Genomic DNA, 24,931 nt, shown 5'->3' on the forward strand with positions numbered 1-24,931 from the left:
TATGGAAGAAAAACGGAATTCCGTTTTTCTTCCTACTTATTTTTGTGAAGTTAAATGTCCAGTGAAATGAGCGGCTCGCCCCATTTGACTTGTTTGTCTGTCGTTGTGTTGACCTGAGCATATTTTCCAGTATCTGTGATGACTACAGGCGTCGTAACTTCAAATCCAGCTTTCTTAATTGCTTCAATATCAAATTCAATCAGCAGCTGGCCTTTTTCTACCTGAGCACCTTGTTCTACAAGAGCCGTAAAATGCTGGCCGTTAAGCTGAACCGTATTCATGCCGATGTGAATCAATATTTCCGCACCACTGTCTGCTGTAATGCCGATTGCATGTTTCGTTGGGAACAATGCGGTGACAATGCCGGATACCGGTGCAAACAACTTTCCTTCTGTCGGCTCGATTGCTATCCCTTTGCCGAGAGCACCCGATGAAAATGCGGCATCTCTGATTTCCGAAAGCGGCTTAATAAGTCCTTCCATAGGGCTTGCCACGATTTGATTGCCTACAAGCAATGCTTCTTCTTTTTGAACAACAACTGTTTCCGTTGGAGTTCCAGCTGTAGTATCTGCTTTGCTCAAACCGAAGAAGTACGTAAGGATGAAACTAAGGATAAAGGCGATTCCAATTGCCGGCACAACTGCCCAAAAGCCAAATCCTAATTCTCCGGTAGGAGGAATCATCGACGGGATTCCAAAAATTCCAAGTCCGCCGATCATATAAACCGCTGAATTGGCAAATGCAAAAACTGCACCACCAACAGCACCACCTATACAGCTTATGATGAAAGGCTTTTTCAATGGGAGCGTAATTCCGTAAATTGCCGGCTCTGTAACACCGAAAATACCGGAAATGAACGCTGGAGCGCTAAGTGATTTCATTTTTTGATTCTTGATTCTTATCCAAACTGCAAGGACAGCACCAATTTGCGCAAATGAAGCGGCAAATGCCAAGGCCAGAACTGGATCTGATCCATAAACCGTCAAGTTGTTGATTGCAATCGGTACTAGGCCCCAATGCAAACCGAAGATAACGAACACTTGCCAAAGCCCTCCGATAAACAAGCCGGCGATAATCGGGCTTAAGTTGAAGATGAACAAGGTTGATTGTCCAAGCAGTTGTCCTGCCCAAGTGGCAATCGGCCCGATCAGCATGAATGTAACCGGCACTACTACCAGTAAGGTTGCAAACGGAACAATGAATGTTTTTACGACGTCAGGCGTGATTTTAGTAAACATTTTTTCTACTTTAGCGCCAATTGCTGAAGCAATAATAATTGGAATAACGGATGATGCATAACTCATTAAGATCACCGGAATACCTAAAAAGGTGATATGTACAGGTGATTCAAACAGAGTTCCACTAAACAGGGTATAAAGCGGTTCGCCTGCTGATAGACCGGATAGGGTCGGATAAACAAGAGCCGCACCAATGGCCATCCCGATAAAAGGACTGCCGCCGAATTTCTTCATCGCTGTATATCCAAGGAATATAGGGAAGAAGTAAAAGAGTGAGTCACCGACAGCGTTTAAGATCTGATATGTACCGGATGTTGTGTCGAGCCAGCCGAGCGCTACAAACAGTGCATTCAATCCTTTGATCATCCCGGTTGCAGCAAGGACGCCAAGAATAGGCGAGAAAATACTGGAAATCACGTCGATAAATCGGTTGAATAGACTTGTATCGCTTGAATCTTCTGCAGGCGCATCGTTAGCTCCAAAGCCGCCTACTTCAACTACCGCTTTGTATACGTCTTGCACATGATTGCCGATCACTACCTGATACTGGCCACCGCTCTGCATGACTGTTACAACACCATCCATGTTCTTTAATACTTCTTTGTTCGCCTTGCTTTCATCTTTCAATTTGAAGCGAAGGCGTGTAATACAATGCACTACACTATTGATGTTCTCACGTCCACCAACATTCTCGATGATCTCTTTTGCCAACTTCTCATACTTCATCTTCTCCACCCCCATGATATTCAACCAATTTAATTTTGGAAACAAAAAAACCTAAATCATACAACGTCAGAGACAGATCTCTGTACCGTTCTATGATTTAGGTTTTGCCTGCTTCACCAGTAACAACCCTAAGGGATTGATATGTAGTTGATGGGTTAAATATATCAGCACCAAAATTATATGTCAACGCTTTCATTTAAAATTATTAAATTTTACGAAAACTACAAGAGTTTCAGTTGATGTATAAAACTTCTGGAATCACCACCCCCAGCCAATAGAGGCGAGGTGCTTGCTCGGACTCAAACAATTCATGCGAAACTTTACTTTGAATTTGCTTTACTCACTGATTTATTAGTTTCGAATGGGCTTCTTCTCTCTATTCATAAACTAAAGAGACAAGAAAAAATTTTCTGTAAATTGTTTGCCTAATCAAAAAAGCAATGTTAAGGTTAGTTCAATTAAATATTCTAGGATTGTTACTGCTTATGCAGGCAAAACCTAAATCACGCAGATTAAGGGACGAGTATGTCTCCTTACGTGATTTGGGTTTTTTTATTACCCGCGTGAAAACGCAATTAACATACATACATGGAGGTTTTTCAAATGACGAAGACATATCAATTCCCCGAAAACTTTTTATGGGGCGGCGCGACAGCTGCCAATCAATTAGAAGGTGCTCATCTTGAAGGCGGTAAGGGAATGAATCTTGCAGATGTTATGCCGGGTGGAAAAGTTCGTTTCAAACTAATCACTGCACCTGGTTTCGATTTTGAAATCGATAAGGAAACGTATACCTATCCAAACCATGATGCCATTGGTTTTTACCACCGTTACGCTGAAGACATCGCCCTTTTTGCAGAGATGGGTTTTAAGACCTTTCGTCTGTCTATTGCCTGGTCACGCATTTTTCCGAACGGCGACGAGCTTGAGCCGAACGAAGAAGGTCTTGCATTCTATGACCGTGTATTCGATGAGTGCTTAAAGCATGGGATGGAACCTCTTGTAACGATTTCCCACTATGAAATGCCTTTATACTTGATCAAAGAGTATGGCGGTTGGAAAAGCCGTGAAGTCATCGCTTTCTTCGAGCGCTATGCCATAACCTTATTCAACCGCTACAAAGATAAAGTGAAATACTGGTTGACGTTCAATGAAATCAACGGCGCAACACATATGCCGATCTTCGGTCTCGGCTTTTCTCCTGCTACTGAAGAGGTTCGTTTGCAGGAAAGCTTCCAAGGGCTGCACCACCAATTTGTAGCGAGCAGCTTAGCAGTGAAAGCTTGCCACGAAATCAGTCCTGACGCTCAAATCGGCTGCATGTTGCTGTATGCTCCGGTTTACGCATACGACAGCAATCCGGCAAACGTTTTGCATGCAATGAAGGAAGAACAAATTTTTAATTATATTTGTGGAGATGTTCAGGTGCGTGGTGAATATCCTGCATTTACAAAACGTTATTTCAAAGAAAATGACATCAATATCGACATGCAGGAAAACGACTTAGAGATCATCAAACAACACCCAGTTGACTTTATTTCTCTCAGCTACTATATGTCACGTACGGAAAAGAAAGAAAAAACCACAGAAGAACAATCAGCAGGAAACATCATGGCAGGTGTGAAAAACCCATTTTTAAGTGCAAGTGACTGGGGCTGGGAAATTGACCCTACCGGCTTGCAGATTGCATTAAATCAATTATACGACCGCTACCGCGTGCCATTGTTCATCGTAGAAAACGGGCTTGGCGCGTACGATGAAGTGGAAGAAGACGGAAGCATCCATGACGATTACCGCATCAAATACCTTCGCGAGCATATTCAAGCGATGGGTGAAGCGATCGAGGACGGCGTTGAACTGATGGGTTACACTCCTTGGGGCTGCATCGACCTGGTAAGTGCTTCGACTGGTGAAATGTCCAAGCGCTACGGCTTCATCTATGTAGATAAACACGATGATGGAAGCGGTACTCTTGAGCGTAAGAAGAAAAAGTCGTTCTTCTGGTACCAAAACCTTATTGCTACAAATGGGAAAGAGCTATAATATTCAGTAAATCAAGCATTGGTCCACTTTTGGGGGCTAATGCTTTTTTCTGTGTAACATTTCTTTTAAAACCAGCTATTGTGTTTATCCTCAGCTAATAACCAAAGTATAAAATTTCTTGCACAATCAGATACGTTCCAAAATTCTTCTTTCCCAGCGAGGCTAGTTGCCGAGGAATATAAATTAAAAAAAGACTCCGGAAGTATACCGAAGCCACCTTATCGCAGCATACACTGCAGAATATTTTTGTTAAACTGTCTATTAAACTGAGCTCAGCTTCCAACATGCCGGGCTTTACTTCTCTCTATTCTTTTCCTCCATACAACTGCTGAAGCTCTTCTTCTTTCATGGTGAAACGATGTTCTTCAGCCGGGAAAGCACCTGTTTTCACTTCATCGACATATTGAGTCAGGCCTTGTTTCATGATCTCTCCCGTTTCTGCATAAGAACGTACGAATTTCGCTAAATGATGGAATCCATATTTCAAGACGTCATGATAAACAAGGACCTGTCCATCTGCTTCACTGCCAGCACCGATGCCGATCACTGGTATTGTCAGCGCCGCCGTGACTTTTTGCGCCAATTGATAGGGGATGCATTCGAGGACCAGCATGCAGGCTCCTGCCGCCTCGCAAGCTTTTGCATCTTCGATTAGTTTTTGTGCGGCGTCTGCTGTTTTCCCTTGGACTTTATAGCCGCCGAGAACCCCAGCTGTTTGGGGAAGCAGACCCAGATGACCGACAACTGGGATTCCTGTGCGCGTCAGCAGTTTCACGACGTCGACAACTTCGTCCGCACCTTCCAGCTTCAGCGCTTCCGCTCCCGTTTCCTGAAAAATGCGGACCGCGTTATCCAGGGTGCGTTCTGCGCTTCCGTGAAACGAAGCAAACGGCATATCGACCACCAAAAAAGTGTCGGGTGCTCCGCGGCGTGCTGCTTTGCCATGATGAATCATGTCGTCGACAGTCACTTTTACAGTAGAATCGTATCCCAGGACGACCATCCCCAGAGAGTCACCTACCAGAATCACATCCACGCCAGCTTGTTCTGCCAGCTTTGCGGAAGGATAATCATAGGCTGTGAGCATCGCGATCTTTTCATTTTGAGCTTTCATTTTGATGAGTGAGGCTGTGTTCTTCATTTTTTTCTCTCCTTTTGGGAGGAAAACCGAAATAAAGCCCATCGGTTCCAAAATTGGACAGACGGGCGGTAAGTTTATCAGTGGTTTTCTCCGTCCCTGTCGATTTAAGATCAAGGCAGAACTATGCAATTGTTGAGGTTCTTTATACGGGTGCAGTTCAACAATGATACCGCCCTTATTGCCACTATAGCAGAAGCCTGTGTGTTCGAACATGGTTTATGCACTAAGCTACTTTCCATTCCACCCAAACAGATTCACTTCATGGACGCCTTTACTTTGTCCTGAATCATAACAACCTGCGGCTCTAAATCGACTGAACCATAGGCAAAATCAATACATTCGTTCCAGAACTCCAGATGCTTTTTGTCCACTTCATGATTGGAGCTCTCCAGTTCAGTTCCGCCTTCCCCCTGTACCGAATACCAGTATAAGTAGGTGGCGCTTTCAAGCTCTTCTTTAAAAATCGTTTCAACAAACATTTTTTCATCGTCGAGAGTCAGCAGGACTTTGTCCATATGCTCATTTAAAAATTCCATCCATTGTTCAACCGTTTCCGTTTTTCCTTCTTTGACTTTGAACCTCGAAAGCTCTGCCGTCAGCTTCATTTCATCTACATCCTTCACTGTTTTTTGAAATAACCTAACGTGGCTATGCTGTTCAGCTGTTCGATGACACCAGTCTCTCTATAGCCCAGTTTTTCATAGAAGCGGCAATTCCCTTCCTCTTCCAGAATCGTGGCGAGCTCCCAGGTCACAGCTTCTTGATGCTGAAGTTCCGCCAGTTTCATCGCTTCTCCAGCTATACCGCGCCCTTGATAAGAAGGATCGACGAATAAAGGACTGACCCAAAACCTTCCGTCTTCATACCACCTGATGCGTATCGCCCCCACCATTTTTTCCTCCGCCAAAATCTTATAGAAGTGCGAACCGAGACTGTTGATTCTGCCAAGTACCCGCTCCAGCGTTTCATTCGCCGGATTGGTGTCATGATCCTGGTATTTCTCCAGAAGGGGCAAAAAAGCCGCTTTTTGCATGGCTAGGATAGCAGGTGCATCCGAAGCTGTTGCTTTTTCCAGGTTGATATTCATAGGCTCACCTCATTTACTAAGAAAGAAAAAAGCTGTTGTACTCTTTTTTGGAAAGAACGATAATTATGTTCTTCTCCTTCCAATACCTTAAAATCCGCTGCAGGAAAATTTCTTTTGACGACCTCATAAATTGCATGATTGGAAGCCAAGAACTCTTTACTTATAAAAGTTCCGATTCCTGCTTCATCGGTACCGCAATCCATATATAGGGTGCGGATGGCCGACAGATCTGTTGCCTCCAACAAATCCTCCATTTTTTCCTGGTTTGCATAAAACGCTCCTGAGAAAATATAAAGGTTTTTAAAAACTGTCGGATAAAGGCAAGCAGCATATAATGTGAGTAAGCCGCCCATTGATATTCCAGCCATTGCTGTCTGATTTTCTATCGTTCTGTATTTTTCATCAATAGATGGTTTGAGTTCTTCGACGATAAATTCAACGTATTGTTTGCCCTTGCCTCCAAAAGAAGAACTTTCTGCACCTAAAAATTTTTGGCTGTATGCGCCATTCTCCCACGGGCAATACTCATTTTTTCGCTCCTCGCTGTTTTGGTCAATTGCTACTACAATGACGTCCAGGCCTGTTGCATCCAAATAGCTTTCAAGTTCCAGGGAAACTCCACCAATTGCCTCATCATTCCGAAAAACGTTCTGGCCGTCATGCATATACAGCACAGGATATTTTTTCTCACCAAGCTGGTAGCTGCGAGGCAAATAGACCTGAATCCTCCGCTGTTGTTGAAACCTTTTTATCGTCATCGAAAAGATATCCAGCATCTCAATTCTCCTTTATCGTTTAGCCCCCAAATACTCAACTGCCAATTCTTCTTCTCCATCCTTGCTCACCCGGTAAGCCTTCGCTGCCGGTCTTGAACTGACGATCCGTTTGATGTCCTGGCCAAAATAGTGGATAGCCGCTCCATCATCTGCCGCAATTCCCTCTGGCAAAGTGCCTTGTTCGATAAACTGGCGGTAAACAGGCCTTCTTTCGGCTTCACCGTCGTAATGCGGACAATGGCTGCCTTTAAGAAAACCCAGCGCCTGGAGCGGTTCGAGTTTGTCGCCATAGGAATCGGTGACACCTTCCTCGTACCAGCAGATCGAACCGGCACTGAGGCCCGCCAACACAATCTCCTGTTCCCATGCCTTTTTCAGAATTCCATCCAATCCCCATTCTTTCCAAAGCACCAAGAGGTTTTTGGTATTCCCGCCGCCTACATAAATGATGTCCTGTTCCAGCACAAACCGTTCCAAATCCCGCGTCGGCGGTTTAAACAAAGACAGATGGCTCGGAATGCACGGCTGCTGATTGAAGAAATCATAGAACTTCTCGATATAGCCGTCCGCATCTCCACTCGCTGTCGGAATAAAGCAGATTTTCGGCTGGGGTTTATCGGCTTGCTGCAATATGTATTGATCCAATAACGGATTGTCGGGCTCCATCGAGAAACCTCCACCGCCCATAGCGATAATCTGGCGCATTTTGTTCACCCTTTCCTATATTCTTATTTCTATTTATCCCGCTTTAACAGTCAGTGGGGTGCCCCCCACTGATTGAAGTTTCTCTTTATCCTTCAAATTGGAAGGTTTATCCTTCTATGCTATAGTAATAAAAACAAACTCAGCTACGGGGGATTATCATGCTTATACAAGAAGTTGCGGTAGAAAAAATAACAGCCAGCCTAACGCAGAGCTCTTATGTCCGAGCCATTTTCTTGAAAGGTTCCATGGGCAGAGATGAACACGATGAACATTCGGATATCGACCTGTATTGCCTGGTTGAAAAAGAACAGGAAGAATTGTTTCTGGCTGAGCGCCTTACTCATTTGCAGGCATATCGGCCGGTGCTGTTTCAGGACGATATCTTCATCATTGCCCCTCAGCTCATAGCGGTTTTCGATGATCTGCTGCATATCGATCTGTTTACGGTGACTGTGGAATCGTTTACGCCAAAGGATTTCTTTAAAGTGGTCTATGATCCCGAAAATTTGCTGGCGCAATTTACAGAATCGCAAAATCTGGAGCTGAGTCGAGTTGAATATACAGATCACGTCATCGATGTTGCGTGGTTTTTATTTCAGTACCGCAAAGCGGCTGCCAGAGAGAACGGCGTTTGGGCAGTGAAGATGCTGTCGCATGTTGTGGAGCATTTAGCCAAGGTTCTCTTGTACCGCTATGCACCAGAGCGGGACCAGCTTGGTTTAAAAACAGTGAGCCGCTCGTTGCCGGCAGCCGTCTTTTCGGAAATCGAGAAAATCTCCAACCTCATGACGCCGTCGGATCATGCGCAGGCAGCTTCGCGGATCAAGGAGCTGCTCAAACGGGAATACAGCTGGATCGATGAACATGTGTCCGAGGGTGATAAAATGATGCCGCTCATGGAACAGATGATTGAAATCCAAGGAAATTAAACAAAGGGACAGTTCCTGATGAGGGCACTGTCCCTTTGTTCGTCAGTGGCCGTTTTCGCGTTCCGGATCCATCAGAAGCACCATGTACCCTATATCTTCTGTAAAGTTCCAATCGGTGAATACGTCGGTTATGTTCCGGTTTAAGATTTGTTCAAGAGAAGAATTGTAGATGAGATTCGACTCCAAAGGGCGCTTTGCCAGTTTCAGCTGTTCCGTGAAATTGTTTTTGATCAATTCCTTTTCGATTTCGATCATAATTCCTGTTCTTTGAATCAATACAGTTCGTGGATTCAACCAATAAACTTCAATTTTCTCAGGTTCTTTCTGGGCTTCTTTGCTGATATCAATGATTTCCTGATAAAATGCTTTATTATCTATATCCTTCGGCCATTCACTATCATCTTCGGTACCTTCTCCATCGAGCACAAGAATCAGTATGCCGGTCTTGTTCTCCAGATTCCAGTCTGCGTAGATGTCTTTGATATCAAGTTCAACTGACTTCAGCAAGTCCATCTTGATTCGACTATCCAGATCAACCATCAGCAAGTCCCTGATTTCCTGTACGCGTTTAACTTCATGTTGGCTCATCAATACTTTTTCTGTCGGCGCCAGGAATTCACGCAAATGGATAATGACAAATGGCCGACGGATTGCAACAAATACAGACCTTGGCCCTTTTCCAAAATGCGTTCGCAATAAACCCGAAATGTAGCCGCTCACTTCCGCTTCAATGGTTTTATCCTTCTTCATAGCCGCTTCTCCTTTAGGTGACACATCATTTGTTGCTGATGCTATTCCCCTAAACGAGCGCATTTAACCCTCCGCTGGAACGGTCGTGCTAAAACCACCAGGAGAAAAAAAGAGCGGCAGACTTATCCACCTATAAAACTTTCTCGATAGAATGAACATTCCTTTAATGGGGGAAAACAAAAAAACTAAGCAGCAGGAACGCAGTAATGGCGGCTTCCGATAATTGGCTGATCCAAATATTATCGCTTTTAGCGTATTTCCATTCCATTAAAGCCCGGATGAGTGAGCTGATGAAGAAAAAGAAAAAGAGGTAATAGACCCAATTGATGTTCCCTAACAGCTGATTTCCTAAAGTCACTGCCCCCACAAGAAAAGCGATCATCAGGAACGCTTCGATCAACGCGTGTTTCCGGTTCAAGGGCCAATACAGCCATTCCTTGCGCTTTGCTATATCCCAGCGCTTCTTCACATACCGCCCTACAAAAAAGTTTACAAAAATATAAAACAAACAAAGTAAAAGCGCCTCGACTATCAAGCTTTTCCCACCTCCATTATGCGCTATTCAGGTTTTTCTTCGTCCAGCCATTCCGGCCTCAATAAAGAGAAAACAAAAGCGTCGTGGGATTGGTTCCGCTGATGCAGGTAGCCGCGCAATCGCCCTTCCTTTGTAAAGCCAAGCTTTTCCAAAAGCCGGTTTGATGAAATGTTTTCCGGATAGGTTACAGCTCCAATCCGGTACAGACCGAGTTCTGCAAAAGCATGCCTTAAAACAACACGGATTGCTTCCTGCATCAACTGACGATTCCAATAATCCGGATGCAATTCATAGCCGATTTCCGCCTTTTTCGAATAAAGGTTCAAATTGTTCAACCCAATGGTCCCAATAAACTCATTGGTCTCCTTGAAGCGTATTGCCCACCGCATCCCACGTTTCAATGTAAAGCTGTTGTGAAATGACCGAATCATTTCCACAGCCTCTTCCTGGCGGACCAAGCTATCCATTCCATAATAGTTTGTCACTTCGTTGCGCGATAAGATATCAAAAAATCGGTTCGCATCCTGCTCTTCAACCTTATCTAAAAGCAGTCTTTTCGTCTCCAGTATAGGGAATTCCATGGTTGTCCTCCTTTTCCATTGCGTAAACCCAGACGTTTTTCCCGGATAGCACGATTTCTTTTTCCACAGTCATTCCAATATATTCCGCCACTTTCCTCGAAGCCTGGTTATCCGGCTGAATCAGCGAAATGAGCCGGTTTCTTCCCATTTTCTGCAGACCGTAATCACGCAACGCCTCTGCAGCTTCCTTGGCATATCCCTGTCCCCAATAATCTCTTGCCACCCAATAGCCGATTTCCAGTTCATCAGCACCCTCAATGTTTTGAGCGACCAGCCCAGCATGTCCTATGCGTCTGCCATCTTCTTTCCGGATCAGCAGCAAAAGTCCGCCTTGAGGATTTTCTTTATAGGAACGATAGATCCAGTAAAGAAATTCGAGAGCTCCATTTTTATCTCTAGTCTGTCCTTTTCCGATATAGCGGATCATTTCAGGGTCGGACAGCAACGAATATAAAAAGTGGAAATCTTCATCTGTGTACGTTCTAAATTCCAGCCTGTCAGATTGAAGGCGCAAGGAATCACCCCTTTTTAGGATTTTCAGAGATCACGCGGATTGATGATGGCCAGCACTTGATGATCGCGCCATTTCCCATTGATCTGGACATTTTGTACAGCGATTCCTTCTTTGTGGAAGCCCGCCTTTTCCAGGACCCGGATAGAGGCATCATTTCCCGGCATAACCCCCGCTTCGATACGATGCAGGGCAAGCTTTCGAAAAGCATATGCCACCACCAGCTTGACCGCTTCTGTCGTATAGCCTTTGTTGTTGTGCTTCTTATCCAAGGCATATCCCAGCACGGCGCTTTGCAACGGCCCTCTCATTACTTGAACAAGGCTGATCGTTCCAATCAATAACCCTGTTCTATTCTCAAAGATTCCAAAGCTATAAGCCTGATCATTTTCTTTCTGTTCCGCATAAATTTCAATCAGTTCCTTTTGCAACGGCAATGTATAAAAATCCGGATAGCGGGTCATGGCATACGCTTCAAAAAACTCACGGTTATCCACTTCCAACTGGAGCTTTCCCACTGCATCTCCAGTGTGCAAAAACCGGATATTCACCTGCTCACCCTTCATTTCGGCATCTCTCCTTTGAGTTGAAACGTTCCACGTGAAACAGCTGGCCTCCTTTTGAGTTATTCCTCAATGGTTTTGCGGAAGCCGTAAAATGGCCGGTAGCCCTGTGCTTCATAGAAACTGCGTGAGGTGCTGCTGGCCAATAATTCTATGCGGGTTTTCGGATACAAACTGTGAACATGATGCATCAGCTTTTTGCCCACTCCTGATTTCCGGTGATTTTTGCTTACAAGCACTTCGCAGACATAGAGGGAAATGAACCCGTCTGTCAGTCCGCGCAAACAACCGATGAGCTGTCCGTCCGCTTCAGCAACGACTGCCACAGTGGAGTTGGTCCAAGCTTGTTGGGTATCCTGTCCTTTTGCCACAAGGTTGCTCCAGTGTTCCTCTTTGTTCAATTCATGGATGGCTGGGAAATCACTTTCCTGGTACGAGCGGATCATCAAACCTTCCTGCGTATTCTTCATCTGCTGCCCCTCGCGCTTTCTTTCAGCAAACTGATGATTTCTTCATTTTGCTGAATCTGCTTTTCCGAATTAAGGCGGAGAATCCGGACCCATCTCAATGCTATGGCTGCAATAAAGATTGGAATCAATATAAAAATCGCGCCAATGAAATCTCCCATCTGGTTTCCTCCTTTATTTTAAATCGTAAAAACAACCGAAACAAAGTCCGGAAATAAACTCACGCCGAACGTGATGAGAATGATAGTGCCCGTCAACGATTCCAGGATCGTATATAAATAGTCGTTCGGGTTTTCCGCGTATTTTTTCTCAAATCCTGCCCGGATCAACACCTGTAATGCCCCTATAACAGCTGTAATACCCACCACGTATAGACTGATGACGGGGCCGTATCCAATAAGCGACATCGACAGGATAAACACAATAATACCCGCGCCTATATTCACTATCCTGTCCCATTTTTTGTGAAGGTCATTGACATGTTCAGTTGAAAAAAACTTCCTTTTCTCCACGCCAAGGATTTTTCTCAGGAACCTATTCATCAGAAAAATACTGGAAACCGTTCCGAGTAAAAACAGTACAAACCGCCAACCTATTCCATCAAAAAGCACTCTCAGAACCCCCTTCGCTTACGACGGTCCTTCCCGCTGTTCTTCCGGAAAACAGGCAGCCGCCAAGAAACGTCCCTTCAAGTGACCGGTAACCGTGGACGCCGCCACCGCCGAATCCTGCCACTTCTCCAGCGGCATATAGGCCCGGCACCGGATCGCCGGATTCATTCAGTACACGGGCGGATAAATCCGTCTGCAGACCGCCTAAGGTTTTACGGCTGACGATATTCAGGCGAACCGCAATGAGCGGCCCTTTTTTCCGGTCCAGTAATTTATGGAGGGCAGCCACTCGAATCAATCGGTCTCCCCGGTAATTCCGGGCGCCCCGCATCGCTGTAATCTGCAGGTCCTTTGAAAAGGGATTGTCGAGTTGACGATCCCGCGCATCGATCTGTTCTTTGATCCGTTCAAAATCCAATAGATTTTCCCCGGTCAGGCTGTTCATTCCTTCGACCAGTTCCTCTAAAGTGTCTGCCACGATAAAATCTTCGCCTTTATCCATAAAGGCTTGCACCGGTGCCGTCGCTCCAGCTCGGACACGGGATAATACCTGCGGAATGCTTTTGCCGGTCAAATCCGGATTCTGTTCAGAACCTGACAACGCAAATTCCTTCTCGATGATTTTCTGTGTCAAGATGAACCAGGAATAGCTATAGCCGGTCTTCTGGATGGTCTCGAGTGTTCCGAGTGTATCGAAACCCGGAAAATTCGGAGCTGGGAAACGTTCTCCGACAGCATCGAACCACATGGAAGAAGGCCCAGGCAGAATCCGGATGCCGTGTTTGCTCCAGACCGGATTCCAATTCTTGATGCCTTCGGTATAATGCCACATCCGGTCCCGGTTGATGATGCGTCCGCCTGCTTTTTCCGTAATGGCAAGCATCCTGCCGTCGACATGTGCCGGCACACCCGACAGCATCGTCTCCGGCGCTGTCCCCAATCGGCTCGGCCAATTCTGCTTGATCAATTCGTGGTTGCCGCCGATGCCGCCGCTCGTCACGACGACGGCCTTTGCTTCGCAACGGAAATTGGCGACTACTTGCCGCGAACTGGCTTCTCCCCGCTTGGCGTCGCTCGGCTCCAGCAGTGAACCTACAACACCTGTCACCACTCCATCTTCGGTGAGCAGCTCATCTACCTGATGTCTTGGCCGATAATCAACAAGGCCATTCTTGATATGTTCACGCACCCGCCGCTCGAACGGCGCAACGATGCCCGGTCCTGTTCCCCAGACAATATGAAAGCGCGGCACCGAATTGCCATGTCCTTCTGCCAGATAACCGCCGCGTTCTGCCCAGCCAACGACTGGAAAAAATTTGACGCCCATGCCGGCAAGCCAGGTCCGTTTTTCATTCGCCGCGAAATCCACATAGGCTTCTGCCCACTTCCTGCCCCAGTAATCTTCGTCTTGCTCACGGTCGAAACCGGCTGCCCCGAGCCAGTCCTGCCAGGCCAATTCCTGTGAATCATTGATGCCCATACGCCGTTGTTCAGGCGAATCGATCAAAAACAGCCCGCCGAATGACCACCACGCCTGTCCGCCAAAAGAAGCTTCCGGCTCCTGGTCCAGCAGCAACACTTTTTTGCCTGCGTCAGCGATTTCCGCTGCCGCCACCAGCCCTGAAAGGCCAGCTCCCACTACAATCGCATCGAATTCCATCCTTACATCCCCCTTGATGTTGAATGATTCAGGTATTGCTTTTCCACAGTGGGAAAAGTTCTCTCCACTGATTGAAGTTGTCTTTATCGTATCATGAGCGTTTGGAAAATTATAGATATTTTTATCTGTTTTCTGATTGTTTGCTTTACTTTCATTTTCTATACTATTGAACGACTGTATTTTCTTCTGAGCGGTTGCAAATCTTTTTGAACGATCGCAAATGCTGATGAACGACTGTATTTTTTTCTGAACGACTGCAAACGTTGCTGAACGCCCATAAATCCAGCGCAAAGCAAATAACCGATTTTATTCGAATAAATAAAGAAAATATTTCCAGGTAATGAATCCAAAAAAACACCCGAAACCAACTTTCTGGTCCCGGGTGTCGCGTATTATTCCAAATGCTTCCGTTGGAAGTCTGAAATGCTTTCGTATTCTTCTGTCAGCAGGCGGGATAGGCGGATATAGATCGGCAGCAGTTCCCTATAGACACCCGCTGCCGCTTCGTCCGGTTCATGCGTATGAGTCTGGCCGATCATTTCGGAGACGATGCTGAAATCCTCGATTTCCCCTGTTGCGTACATGCCGAGAACGACGGCACCGAGGCACGAGCTTTCAAAGCTTTCCGGAATGATCACCGGCTTGTCGAAAACGTCCGCCAACAGCTGGCGCCACATTTCCGAACGGGCAAAGCCGCCCGAAGCTTGGATGCGCACGGGTTCACCGGTCAATTCCTCGACTGCAAGCAACACCGTATACAGATTAAAGACGATGCCTTCCAGCACCGAGCGGATCATGTGCTGCTTCTTGTGATGGATGCTGAGGCCGAAAAACGATCCGCGGGCATTGGCGTCCCATAGCGGCGCCCGTTCCCCCGTCAAATACGGATGGAACAGCAGGCCGTCCGCGCCAGGATTGACTCCTTCGGCGATTTTCGTCAGTACGTCATAGGAATCGATGCCGAGGCGTTTTGCGGTTTCGACTTCAGATGAAGCGAACTCATCCCGCAGCCAGCGCAGGACGATGCCCCCATTGTTGACTGGTCCACCGACCACCCAATGGTTTTCAGTCAACGCGTAGCAGAAGGTGCGCCCTTTCGGATCTGTTTTCGGTTCAGCAGTGACCGTACGGATCGCGCCGCTCGTACCGATCGTCACGGCAAGAACGCCAGGTTCGATCGCATCAACGCCGAGGTTCGCCAAGACGCCGTCACTTGCACCGATGATGAAAGGAATGTCTTCAGGGATTCCCATAAACAAGGCATGTTCCGGAACAATTCCCGTCAGCGCGTGCGTTGTCGGCACTGGGCGCGACAGTTGATCAGGTGTGACGCCGGCCACTGCAAGCGCCTCTTCATCCCAATCCAGTTCCTGCAGATTGAAGAGTCCCGTCGCAGAAGCGATTGAATGGTCGACCACGTACTCTCCGAACAATTCGTGAAACACAAACTCCTTGATACCGATGAATTTCGCCGCCTGTTCGCAGACTTCCGGCTTGTCGTCTTTCAGCCAGACCAATTTTGAGAGAGGCGACATCGCGTGGATCGGCGTTCCTGTACGCAGGTAGATTTCATGGCCATTGAGCTGTTCTTTTATATATTTTGCGTGCTTGGAACTTCTGGTGTCGGCCCAAGTGATGCTTTGCGTCAGCAGATTTCCCGCCGCATCCACCGCAATCAGGCTGTGCATGGCTGAACTGAAAGATACCAGTTTCAGTTGCTGTGCATCAATGCCGCTTTTGTGGATTGTTTTTCGCACAGAGGTCAAGACGGCACGGAAAATTTCCTCCGGATCCTGTTCCGCTATCAACGGGTTCGGCGTCTCCAGCGCATAGAAAACCGTATCGGCTTCTATCACTTTCCCGGATTTATCGAACAAAACGGCTTTAGTGGACGTGGTACCGATATCCACTCCAAGATAATATGACTGTTCAGGCATAGGAGCCCTCCTCTATATACAAGAAAAAGAAAAAGGAAACACGTCCTTTTTCTCTTCAGGTTTAATTTAGATAAAAAAGCTTATGATCAACACTACCACGAATCCGGTGAGACCGATAATGGTTTCCATGACCGTCCAGGATTTCAATGTATCCTTGACGTCCATGCCGAAGTAACGGTTAACCAGCCAGAAGCCTGAGTCGTTGACGTGGGAAAGGACAGTCGCACCTGAAGCGATGGCGATGACGATCAAGCCTAAAGCCGGTCCGGTCATGCCGACCATTTCAAGAAGCGGTGTGATCAAGCCGGCTGCCGTCACCATCGCAACGGTGGCAGAACCCTGCGCAACACGTACGGCCGTCGCAATCAGGAAAGCCAGAACGATTGGCGGCAAAGCTGAATCGCCCATCATCTCTCCCAATACATCGCCGACTCCAGAGTCGATCAGCACTTGTTTGAAGACACCACCCGCACCTGTTACCAGGATGATGATTCCGGCAGGTTCAAGCGCTTTGGTCGCAATATCCTGTACTTCCTGGCGCGAATAACCGCGTTTTGTACCCAATAGATAGAAAGTCAGCAATGTCGCGATGGTCAATGCCACGAATGGATGGCCAAGGAATGTCAGGATTTCGCGCACTGTATTGCCTTCATCCAACAATACACCTGACAACGTATTCAACAGGATCAAAACTAAAGGAATCAAGATCAACGATGTGATCATGCCGAAACTCGGCAGATCCTTATCGTATTCCTTTTGTTCAAGCTCCATATAATCCGGGATTGCAACATGGATCTTTTTGCCGATAAAGCGCCCGAACACAGGTCCAGCCAAAATCATCGCCGGAATCCCTGCAAGCACCCCGAATAGGATAACCCATCCCAGTTCCGCTCCGACCAACTCAGCAACCGCAATCGGTCCTGGAGTCGGCGGGATGAAACTATGGGTAACGGCAAGTCCCGCCAGCAGCGGAATCCCGTAATGCAGAAGCGATTTGCCTGTTTTTCTTGCCAAACCATAAACAATCGGCACCAAAATGATGAAACCGACATCAAAGAACACAGGAATGGCTACAATAAAGCCGGTGACGCCTAGCGCCCATTGTGCTTTGTCTTCACCGAATTTGCTGATCATCGTAGCGGCTAAACGTTCCGCACCACCCGATACTTCCAGCATTTTTCCGAACATGGCACCAAGGCCGACCACTACAGCGACAAAGCCGAGTGTGCCGCCCATCCCGTTTTGGATGGACGTGATCACTTCATTCAGCGGCATGCCTGCGGCGATACCCACCAGCAAACTGACCAGCAATAGCGCAACAAAAGCATGCAATTTAGTCCGAATAACCAAAAACAACAATAAGAATATACCTGCAAGTGCGACCATGATCAATGTTGAACCTGACAAATCTTCTCCCCCTCAATATGTAACTTCAGCGCCATGCACTGAAGCTGAAATTCGCTTTTATGCTCCGCGTTGAGCCCCGCTGACGCCCATCCCCTGATTGCGCCAGCGCATGTCCACACAGAATAATGTAGACGATTACCTTCTATAGTAATTAAACCGGTAAAGTCCCTCTTATTTTTTCTCTACGGCGTGTCCGCCGAACTCGTTGCGCTGGGCTGCCACGACTTTTCCTGCAAAGGTATCGTCTTCTAATGAGCGGTAGCGCATCATCAGCGACAAAGTAATCACCGGTGCCGGAACATTCAAGTCAAGCGCCGTTTCCACGGTCCATTTGCCTTCGCCTGAAGAATTCATGACGCCTTTGATGCTTTCCAATTTGGCATCTTTTGAAAAGGCGCTTTTTGTCACTTCCATCAAGTATGAGCTGATGATGGAGCCGTTATTCCAGACGCCAGCCACTTTTTCGTAATCAAAATCAAATGGGCTTTTGTTCAGGATGTCGAAGCCTTCCGCGATGGATTGCATCATGCCGTATTCAATTCCGTTGTGGATCATTTTCAGGAAATGTCCGCTTCCCGCTTCTCCTGTGTACAGATAGCCGTCTTGTACAGAAATATCCTGCAACAACGGTTCAATGGTCTTGAATTTTTCTGCATCGCCGCCGATCATCGCACAAATGCCATGACGTGCCCCTTCCGTTCCGCCGCTCGTCCCGCAATCAAAAAAGTAGATGCCGTGGTTTTTCAAGATTTCCGCGCGCCGCACGGTATCTTTGTAGTTCGAGTTCCCGCCATCGATAATCGAATCTCCTTCTTCAAGCAAAGGAATCAATTGCTCGATGACCGATTCCGTAATTTCACCGGCTGGCACCATCAACCAAAGTGTTCGCGGCGCTTTCAGCTCTTTCACCATTTCTTCAATAGAAGAAACTTGTTTGAAACCGCTTTCTTCGATTGCCGCATGGCTGTCATAGCCGACAACTTGATGACTGTGATCGCTCAAATTTAATGCCAGGTTCAATCCCATTTTCCCTAAACCAATAATTCCGATTTCCATTGTGGAATCCTCCTTTAAAATAAAAGAATATTTTTCCTTAATGAATTCATTGTATCAAATATTTTTCCGCACGCAACATGTTATTGTATAATTAACGAAAATACTTCTATAGAAACGAGGCGCGGATCATGAAAGAACAGCAATTTGCGCTGGCTGCCATACGCGGTAGTTACCGCCACTTCAGTGAAAAAGAAAAAAAAATCGCCGATTATGTACTCAACGACCCCAAAAATATCATTCATTTGACCATCAACCAGATTGCAGATGAACTCGGGCTCGCTGAATCGACCATTTTCCGCTTTTGCCAACGCATCGGCTTCAAAGGATTTCAGGCCTTTAAGATTTCGCTTGCTGCAGAAGTCGTGGCTCCTTTAAAAGATATCCACGAAAAAATTGAAGAAGGCGACAGCATCAGTGCTGTCACCGAAAAAGTATTCCGCTCCAATATCAAGACATTGGAAGACACGCTGCAGATCGTCGACACGAAAGCGATGGAACAGGCAACAGAAAAATTGCTGAAAGCGCGGAAGATCGACTTCTATGGCAACGGCGGTTCCGCCATGGTCGCTATGGACGGTTACCATAAATTTGTCCGTTTAGGCCTCCACGTCTCCATGAACCTGGATTCCCATATGCAGCTCATGGCTGCGTCGCAGCTTCAATCGGACGATGTGGCGATTGTCATTTCCCATTCCGGTTCGACCACAGACGTTCTGGATGTCCTGCGGGTCTTGAAGGAAAAAGGCGTAACCATCATCTGTGTCACCAACTTCGCCAAATCACCTTTATCCAAAGAGTCGGATATTGCACTGTACACGATTTCAGAAGAAACCGATTTCCGCTCCGAGGCCTTGTCATCCCGCATCGCCCAATTGAGTTTGATCGATGCGCTTTACACCAACCTGATGATCATCCGCGGCAATGAAGGCAAAAAAGCCCTTCAGGACATGCGCGAAGCGATGTCGTATAAACGGTTGTAGACGACTTATTGGTTCAATGCCGGCTTTTTTCACGAACCGTCCCCGCCCCCCTGAATGGTTTCAGCTCTCGCTCATGGGGTATTTCATGGCTATCAGGAAGTTATCCAATTAACCTCATGGAGGATGATGAGCATGAAAAACTTACAAGATACCACTACGTTGCACAACGGCGTCAAAATGCCTTGGTTTGGTCTCGGCGTCTTCAAAGTCAGCGAAGGGGCGGAAGTCATCGATGCGGTCAGAACTGCGATTGCCAATGGCTACCGCAGCATCGACACAGCTGCCGCCTACGGCAATGAAGAAGGCGTCGGTCAAGGAATTCGAGAGGGCATGAAAGAAGCAGGGATCTCCAGAGAAGAGCTTTTCATCACTTCGAAAGTATGGAATTCCGATCTCGGTTATGAATCGACGATGGCCGCTTATGAAACCAGTTTGAAGAATCTCGGTTTGGATTATTTGGATCTGTATTTGATCCATTGGCCGGTTGAAGGGAAATACAAAGAAGCCTGGCGTGCTCTGGAGACTTTGTATAAAGATGGTCGGGTCAAAGCGATCGGCGTCAGCAATTTCCATGTCCATCATCTCGAAGAATTGTTGAAGGATGCAGAAATTACGCCAATGATCAATCAGGTTGAATTCCATCCGCATCTGACTCAGGAAGAATTGCGTAGCTTCTGTAAAGAGCATGATATCCAGCTGGAAGCCTGGTCACCTTTGATGCAGGGCAAGCTGCTCGATCACCCGTTGCTTGTGGAAATCGCCGCCAAGACCGAAAAAACGGTCGCCCAGGTCATCCTTCGCTGGGATTTGCAGAATGGGGTCGTGACGATTCCCAAATCCATCAAGGAAGCACGGATCATCCAAAACTCCCAGATTTTCGATTTCGAACTGACAGAGGACGATATGGAACGGATTTCCGCGTTGAATGAAAACCAGAGAGTCGGTCCGGATCCGGATAATTTCGATTTTTAATTGCAAAAAGAAGCCCTTTTTTATAATAAAAGGCTTCTTTTTTTATCGATTCAAGAATGCCACTTCCATTACCCAGTTAATTGGAAATTAATTCTAATTATCTGCAAATTTCTCTCAATAAATTCAAAATAGTGTTATCTTTTTAGTGTATATACAGTAATATGATAATAAACGTTTATTCTTGAACTATCCCGTTGACTTCCTGTTTTGGAGCTTAACTCATGTCAATTTTTCAAGAGGCAGGGAGCAATGATATATGACTACTCAATTTAAAGGACTTTTAGGCATTTTCTTTATTTTATTTTACACATCCTTTTACTTTTTCTGGGTGCGCAATTGGAAAGATCATGAAACCCTCTTAACTTTGGGGGGCAATATTCTTTCGGCATTAGGCTGTTTCATCGCCTTCGTATGGCTATTCAGGGCATTCAGAAAAAGCCGTAAAGAGGAAAAAATGTTCTGGCTGCTTTTGACCACCGGGACATTCAGTTATTTCATAGCTGAGTTTCTATGGATAGTATATGAAAACATATTAGGCATTGAAGTTCCTTTCCCAGGACCACCCGACTTCTTTTATATGCTGCAAATTGTTTTTTACCTGGGAGCCTTTTCTTATAAGTTGATAAAAGAAGTTAAAAAACATCAATTTACTAAATACCTTTTAGATGTTCTAATTGTCATGACTGTCGCCTCAACTTTCAGCTGGCATTTTTTGATTAGCCCAATTATTGAAGCTGGAGACCTCTCCATTTACTCTTTGCTTGTCTCTCTCGCCTATCCTGTCGGTGATTTAGCTCTTCTTCTTGGAATCGTCAGCATCTACCTTGGCACACAGAAATCCACTTTTACTAAAAACCTGCTCTTTTTATCGATCGGGCTCTTTTTTCAAATAACCGCAGATTCTGCTTATCTCTACTTGGTTTCTTTTGAGCAATACGAGTCGGGAAGCATAATCGATCCGCTGTTTATATTGGCTATTCTGTTTATTGGATTCGCTGGATTCCTGCGGACAGAAACCGTACAGCAACCACGCTCTTCCTTAACCGAGCAAGCGGCGCCACAACAATTGGATGCTTTCCGTCTGTCACTCCCATATATAAATGTACTGATTTTATTTGTCTTCATGGGATCCAGGTCTACCGGCATAGATGTGGTCACCGTCGGGTCAGGAATCTCAATTTTGCTCGTCATCTTGAGACAGGTTTTAATCATTTCGGAAAACCAGCAACTTCTTCGCCAATATCATTGTAAAACAGAAGAACTGGATATCAGTGAGCAGCGCTACAAATCTTTGTTTGACTATCATCCCGATGCTGTCTATTCTCTTGATGTGACAGGACGTTTCGAAAGTGCCAATCCTGCCACCGTTGCTCTTTTCGGCTACGAAAAAAGCGAATTGATCGGTCTCTCAAGTACTGTTTTTATCGATGAGGAAAAGCAGCAAAGAGCTTCTGAAATTTTGGCAAGTTCATTAGAAGGACAACCTCAAAGCTATGAATTGCCGATACGCAGCCGTCTAGGCAAATTCCATCATTTGAGCATCACCAATATTCCAATTAAGGTGCGCAATAATATTGTTGGTATCTTTGGAATCGGCAAAGATATTACAGAGAACAAAAAGAATGAGGAAAAAATTCAATTCCTGGCATATCACGATCCCCTAACCGGTTTAGCCAACCGATTATATTTCGGGGAGTCGTTAAAAAAAGCTGTAACCGAAGCTGAAGCCCTAAACGAGATATTCGCCGTCATGTTTATTGATCTGGATCATTTCAAGCAGATCAATGACACCCTAGGACATGATAACGGGGATGAACTGCTGATTTCTGTTGCAAATAGGCTTAAAAGCTGTGTTCTTGAGAATGATATCGTATCGAGGCAAGGCGGAGATGAATTCACGTTGATCATCCGTGACGTAAGTGATTTAGAAGCTATCGAACAGACCGCAGAGAAGATTCTTCAGTCTCTGAAACAAACTCATCTCATCAATGGCTTTGAAATCATTAGCTTGCCGAGCATAGGTATTGCTGTTTATCCATCGGATGCGACCACCACTGTCGATTTAATGAAAAAAGCGGACAAAGCCATGTACCAGGTCAAGGCAAACGGTAAAGGCCATTTCCAGTTCATCAAAGAAACGATTTGAATAACCTCGAAAAGCCTCCATTCAATGCTGTTTGGGGGTTCTTTTCTGTCTTTTGAAGCTGTCGGCAACAAAATTCACTATCTGATTTCCTCTTTTCTTTCTGGCACAAGCAGACATTTTGACAGTCCTCCACACTCTGGTATAAGTTAAGAAAGTTAATTCCGATAAAACTTATAAGATTTACTTTTCTACAAAAGGAGAGACATGATGAAAACTGCTTGGAAACGATATCTTGATGCTTCATTGATATTTAAAATCACGATTGCACTTATACTCGGCATCGCCGTCGGGCTGATTTTCGGAGAGCAGGCCGCTGTTCTGGCTCCACTTGGCGATTTGCTGCTGAACCTGTTGACCTTTCTCATCATTCCCTTGATCCTTTTCACTATGATGGTCGGCATCAACCAGTCCTCCATTGGCGACTTGGGGCGCATGGGCGGTAAAGTATTCATCTTCTATGCTCTTAGCTCCGCATTTGCCATCATGGTGGGCTTGACGGTAGCAAGCCTCTTTCAACCTGGAACCGGCATGCAGCTTCAGGGCAATGAAACCTTTGATGTTCCGGACAATCCGGGAATCATCAGTGTCTTGCTGAATATTGTCCCTTCCAATATCTTCACGGCTTTTACCGAACTTAATCTGCTCGGCATCATTTTCACTGCTTTCGCTTTTGGTATCGCACTGTCCTATATGCGCCAATCCAGTGAATATGAAAGTTTGGGCGATCATTTGTATAAAACCGTCAATGCACTGAACGAAGTGACCTTGCTGGTGCTGAAAGCCATTCTCCAATATGTGCCGATCGGAATTTTCGCCATCATGGCCGAAACTGTCGGCAGCCAGGGTTTCGCTACACTTTTGTCGCTCGGAGAAATGGTACTGGTGCTATATGCCGCATTGATTGTCCAGATCCTTCTCTATGCGCTGGTTCTGCTGTTGTTCAAAGTTAAGCCAGGACAGTTTTTCAAACAGGCGCGTACCCCTATGCTGACTGCTTTTGTTACTCAAAGCAGTTCAGGGACACTGCCACTGACCTTAACTGCCGCTAAAAACCTTGGCTTATCCAAAAGTCTGTATGGCTTCAGCCTGCCGCTCGGTGCAACCATCAATATGGACGGAGCTGCCATCCGTATTGCTGTTTCCGCTGTTTTCGCAGCGAATCTTGTCGGTGATCCTTTGAGCCTGTCCGAAATGCTGATGGTGGTTCTGGTCGGAACTTTAGCATCCATCGGGACCGCTGGCGTACCTGGTGCCGGAATTGTCATGATCGCTACAGTATTTGTCCAGTTGGGCTTGCCGATGGAAGCTGTCGCCTTGCTGACGGCCATCGATGCACTGGTCGGCATGGGCTGTACCGCATTGAATGTGACCGGTGACCTGGTCGGGAGCACCGTGATCGATAAAAATGAGAAGAAACACAAAACTGCATAACACTAAAAAAGGCTGCCCTTTCGGCAGCCTTTTCGTTTTATTCCGTCAGGATGAACTCGCTCTTCAGCACCGCATACATCGCCAGATCTACAAATTCACCTTTAATGATCATATGCTGCCGAGCGACGCCTTCGCGTATCATGCCCAGTTTTTCTGCCAGCCGCTGAGATTGCTTATTTTCCAACATAATCGGGGCTTCCACTTTGTTCAACTCCATGTCCCGGAAGCCGAACGAAAGCAAGGCCGCCGCTGCTTCGGCCATCAGCCCGTGCCCCCAGTAGTGAGGTGACAGCACGTAAGCGATTTCTGCTTTATGGCGCTTCGGACTCCAGCTGACGAAGTCGATGGTTCCAATCATCTTGCCGCTGCTCTTCAATTCAATCGCCCAAGTCAACTTGGAATGCTGATTGTAGCCTTCTAAAATAAAGTTCAGGAATGCTTTCGAATCCCCTATCGATTGGTGGACCTGCCACGGCAAGTAACTGGAAACTTCCGGCTGCGAGGCATACTCAAAAAGGTCCTCGGCATCTTTCATCATCATTTTTCTCAGGAGCAGACGCTCTGTTTCGATTACCGGCAATTGACGGTAGATTTCCTGTGGGTTCATCCGGAATGGTCCTCCCTTTTATAAAAGTCTGATTTCAGTTATCCTTTTAACTAGCACACCAAAGGAGATGGC

At 46.3% G+C, this 24,931-nt stretch carries 25 protein-coding genes; 6 read left to right on the forward strand and 19 right to left on the reverse strand.

Features of this window, described 5'->3' with window-relative positions; genetic code table 11:
- Window positions 1–50 precede the first annotated feature (50 nt).
- On the reverse strand, window positions 51–1,964 hold the full coding sequence (locus tag Q0785_RS14685; RefSeq protein WP_298831302.1) for a beta-glucoside-specific PTS transporter subunit IIABC: 1,914 nt from the start codon (window positions 1,962–1,964) through the stop codon (window positions 51–53).
- Between the two features lie 603 nt (window positions 1,965–2,567).
- Here Q0785_RS14685 and Q0785_RS14690 point away from each other — a divergent pair.
- On the forward strand, window positions 2,568–4,007 hold the full coding sequence (locus tag Q0785_RS14690; RefSeq protein WP_298831305.1) for a glycoside hydrolase family 1 protein: 1,440 nt from the start codon (window positions 2,568–2,570) through the stop codon (window positions 4,005–4,007).
- Window positions 4,008–4,311: 304 nt separating this feature from the next.
- Here the strand turns inward: Q0785_RS14690 and panB are convergent, their stop codons facing one another.
- The 5 genes from panB to Q0785_RS14715 all read right to left on the reverse strand — a co-directional run bounded on the left by panB (window position 4,312) and on the right by Q0785_RS14715 (window position 7,716).
- Window positions 4,312–5,148, reverse strand: coding sequence for a 3-methyl-2-oxobutanoate hydroxymethyltransferase (gene panB, locus Q0785_RS14695; protein WP_298831308.1), 837 nt, complete (start codon window positions 5,146–5,148; stop codon window positions 4,312–4,314).
- A gap of 254 nt (window positions 5,149–5,402) precedes the next feature.
- Window positions 5,403–5,747, reverse strand: coding sequence for a DUF6176 family protein (locus tag Q0785_RS14700; RefSeq protein WP_298831747.1), 345 nt, complete (start codon window positions 5,745–5,747; stop codon window positions 5,403–5,405).
- A 20-nt stretch (window positions 5,748–5,767) separates the two neighbouring features.
- A complete protein-coding gene (locus tag Q0785_RS14705; RefSeq protein ID WP_298831311.1) occupies window positions 5,768–6,235 on the reverse strand; it encodes a GNAT family N-acetyltransferase in 468 nt (155 codons plus the stop codon).
- The gene (locus tag Q0785_RS14710; protein WP_298831313.1) at window positions 6,232–7,011 is read right to left on the reverse strand and encodes an alpha/beta hydrolase-fold protein; all 780 of its coding nucleotides are present in this window, start codon (window positions 7,009–7,011) and stop codon (window positions 6,232–6,234) included. The genes Q0785_RS14705 and Q0785_RS14710 overlap by 4 nt, the downstream gene beginning before the upstream one ends.
- Before the next feature lie 12 nt (window positions 7,012–7,023).
- On the reverse strand, window positions 7,024–7,716 hold the full coding sequence (locus tag Q0785_RS14715; protein WP_298831316.1) for a peptidase E: 693 nt from the start codon (window positions 7,714–7,716) through the stop codon (window positions 7,024–7,026).
- 158 nt (window positions 7,717–7,874) lie between these two features.
- Here Q0785_RS14715 and Q0785_RS14720 point away from each other — a divergent pair, with 158 nt between their 5' ends.
- Entirely contained in the window at window positions 7,875–8,645 is a 771-nt protein-coding gene (locus Q0785_RS14720) for a nucleotidyltransferase domain-containing protein (protein WP_298831319.1), read from the forward strand.
- Between the two features lie 42 nt (window positions 8,646–8,687).
- Here Q0785_RS14720 and Q0785_RS14725 read toward each other — a convergent pair whose 3' ends face one another.
- From Q0785_RS14725 to gnd, 12 genes are all read right to left on the reverse strand, one after another.
- Window positions 8,688–9,395, reverse strand: a complete 708-nt coding sequence (locus Q0785_RS14725; RefSeq protein ID WP_298831321.1) for a Na-translocating system protein MpsC family protein — start codon at window positions 9,393–9,395, stop codon at window positions 8,688–8,690.
- Window positions 9,396–9,558: 163 nt separating this feature from the next.
- Entirely contained in the window at window positions 9,559–9,930 is a 372-nt protein-coding gene (locus tag Q0785_RS14730; RefSeq protein WP_366522842.1) for a DUF4181 domain-containing protein, read from the reverse strand.
- Between the two features lie 23 nt (window positions 9,931–9,953).
- Window positions 9,954–10,511, reverse strand: a complete 558-nt coding sequence (locus Q0785_RS14735) for a GNAT family protein (RefSeq protein WP_298831323.1) — start codon at window positions 10,509–10,511, stop codon at window positions 9,954–9,956.
- Complete coding sequence (locus tag Q0785_RS14740; RefSeq protein WP_298831326.1) at window positions 10,468–11,025, reverse strand: GNAT family N-acetyltransferase; 558 nt, start codon at window positions 11,023–11,025, stop codon at window positions 10,468–10,470. The genes Q0785_RS14735 and Q0785_RS14740 overlap by 44 nt, the downstream gene beginning before the upstream one ends.
- A 23-nt stretch (window positions 11,026–11,048) precedes the next feature.
- Entirely contained in the window at window positions 11,049–11,588 is a 540-nt protein-coding gene (locus Q0785_RS14745; RefSeq protein ID WP_298831331.1) for a GNAT family protein, read from the reverse strand.
- Window positions 11,589–11,647: 59 nt separating this feature from the next.
- Complete coding sequence (locus Q0785_RS14750; protein WP_298831335.1) at window positions 11,648–12,055, reverse strand: GNAT family N-acetyltransferase; 408 nt, start codon at window positions 12,053–12,055, stop codon at window positions 11,648–11,650.
- Window positions 12,052–12,213 (reverse strand): hypothetical protein, encoded by a 162-nt coding sequence (locus Q0785_RS14755; RefSeq protein ID WP_298831338.1) that lies wholly within the window; start codon window positions 12,211–12,213, stop codon window positions 12,052–12,054. Before Q0785_RS14755 ends, Q0785_RS14750 begins: the two co-directional genes overlap by 4 nt.
- An 18-nt stretch (window positions 12,214–12,231) precedes the next feature.
- Entirely contained in the window at window positions 12,232–12,663 is a 432-nt protein-coding gene (locus Q0785_RS14760) for a DUF4181 domain-containing protein (protein WP_298831341.1), read from the reverse strand.
- Window positions 12,653–14,323: an FAD-binding dehydrogenase gene (locus tag Q0785_RS14765; RefSeq protein WP_298831344.1), complete on the reverse strand. Its 1,671-nt coding sequence runs from the start codon at window positions 14,321–14,323 to the stop codon at window positions 12,653–12,655. The genes Q0785_RS14760 and Q0785_RS14765 overlap by 11 nt, the downstream gene beginning before the upstream one ends.
- Window positions 14,324–14,715: 392 nt before the next feature.
- Window positions 14,716–16,260 (reverse strand): gluconokinase, encoded by a 1,545-nt coding sequence (gene gntK, locus Q0785_RS14770; protein WP_298831347.1) that lies wholly within the window; start codon window positions 16,258–16,260, stop codon window positions 14,716–14,718.
- 66 nt (window positions 16,261–16,326) lie between these two features.
- Window positions 16,327–17,667 (reverse strand): gluconate:H+ symporter, encoded by a 1,341-nt coding sequence (locus Q0785_RS14775; protein WP_298831350.1) that lies wholly within the window; start codon window positions 17,665–17,667, stop codon window positions 16,327–16,329.
- Window positions 17,668–17,838: 171 nt separating this feature from the next.
- Window positions 17,839–18,723: a phosphogluconate dehydrogenase (NAD(+)-dependent, decarboxylating) gene (gene gnd, locus Q0785_RS14780; protein ID WP_298831352.1), complete on the reverse strand. Its 885-nt coding sequence runs from the start codon at window positions 18,721–18,723 to the stop codon at window positions 17,839–17,841.
- A 128-nt stretch (window positions 18,724–18,851) separates the two neighbouring features.
- Here gnd and Q0785_RS14785 point away from each other — a divergent pair, with 128 nt between their 5' ends.
- The 4 genes from Q0785_RS14785 to Q0785_RS14800 all read left to right on the forward strand — a co-directional run bounded on the left by Q0785_RS14785 (window position 18,852) and on the right by Q0785_RS14800 (window position 24,252).
- Window positions 18,852–19,703, forward strand: coding sequence for a MurR/RpiR family transcriptional regulator (locus Q0785_RS14785; RefSeq protein ID WP_298831355.1), 852 nt, complete (start codon window positions 18,852–18,854; stop codon window positions 19,701–19,703).
- A 126-nt stretch (window positions 19,704–19,829) separates the two neighbouring features.
- Complete coding sequence (locus tag Q0785_RS14790) at window positions 19,830–20,675, forward strand: aldo/keto reductase (protein ID WP_298831752.1); 846 nt, start codon at window positions 19,830–19,832, stop codon at window positions 20,673–20,675.
- Between the two features lie 454 nt (window positions 20,676–21,129).
- Complete coding sequence (locus Q0785_RS14795; RefSeq protein WP_298831358.1) at window positions 21,130–22,821, forward strand: sensor domain-containing diguanylate cyclase; 1,692 nt, start codon at window positions 21,130–21,132, stop codon at window positions 22,819–22,821.
- A 207-nt stretch (window positions 22,822–23,028) separates the two neighbouring features.
- Window positions 23,029–24,252, forward strand: coding sequence for a dicarboxylate/amino acid:cation symporter (locus Q0785_RS14800; RefSeq protein ID WP_298831359.1), 1,224 nt, complete (start codon window positions 23,029–23,031; stop codon window positions 24,250–24,252).
- A gap of 37 nt (window positions 24,253–24,289) precedes the next feature.
- Here Q0785_RS14800 and Q0785_RS14805 read toward each other — a convergent pair whose 3' ends face one another.
- Window positions 24,290–24,859 carry a GNAT family protein gene (locus tag Q0785_RS14805; RefSeq protein WP_298831362.1) on the reverse strand — a complete coding sequence of 190 codons (570 nt, stop codon included), beginning with the start codon at window positions 24,857–24,859 and terminating at the stop codon, window positions 24,290–24,292.
- Between the last annotated feature and the right edge of the window lie 72 nt (window positions 24,860–24,931).

Origin of the sequence: uncultured Planococcus sp., from assembly GCF_947501725.1 — a bacterium.
Classification (GTDB): Bacteria; Bacillota; Bacilli; order Bacillales_A; family Planococcaceae; genus Planococcus; species Planococcus donghaensis_C.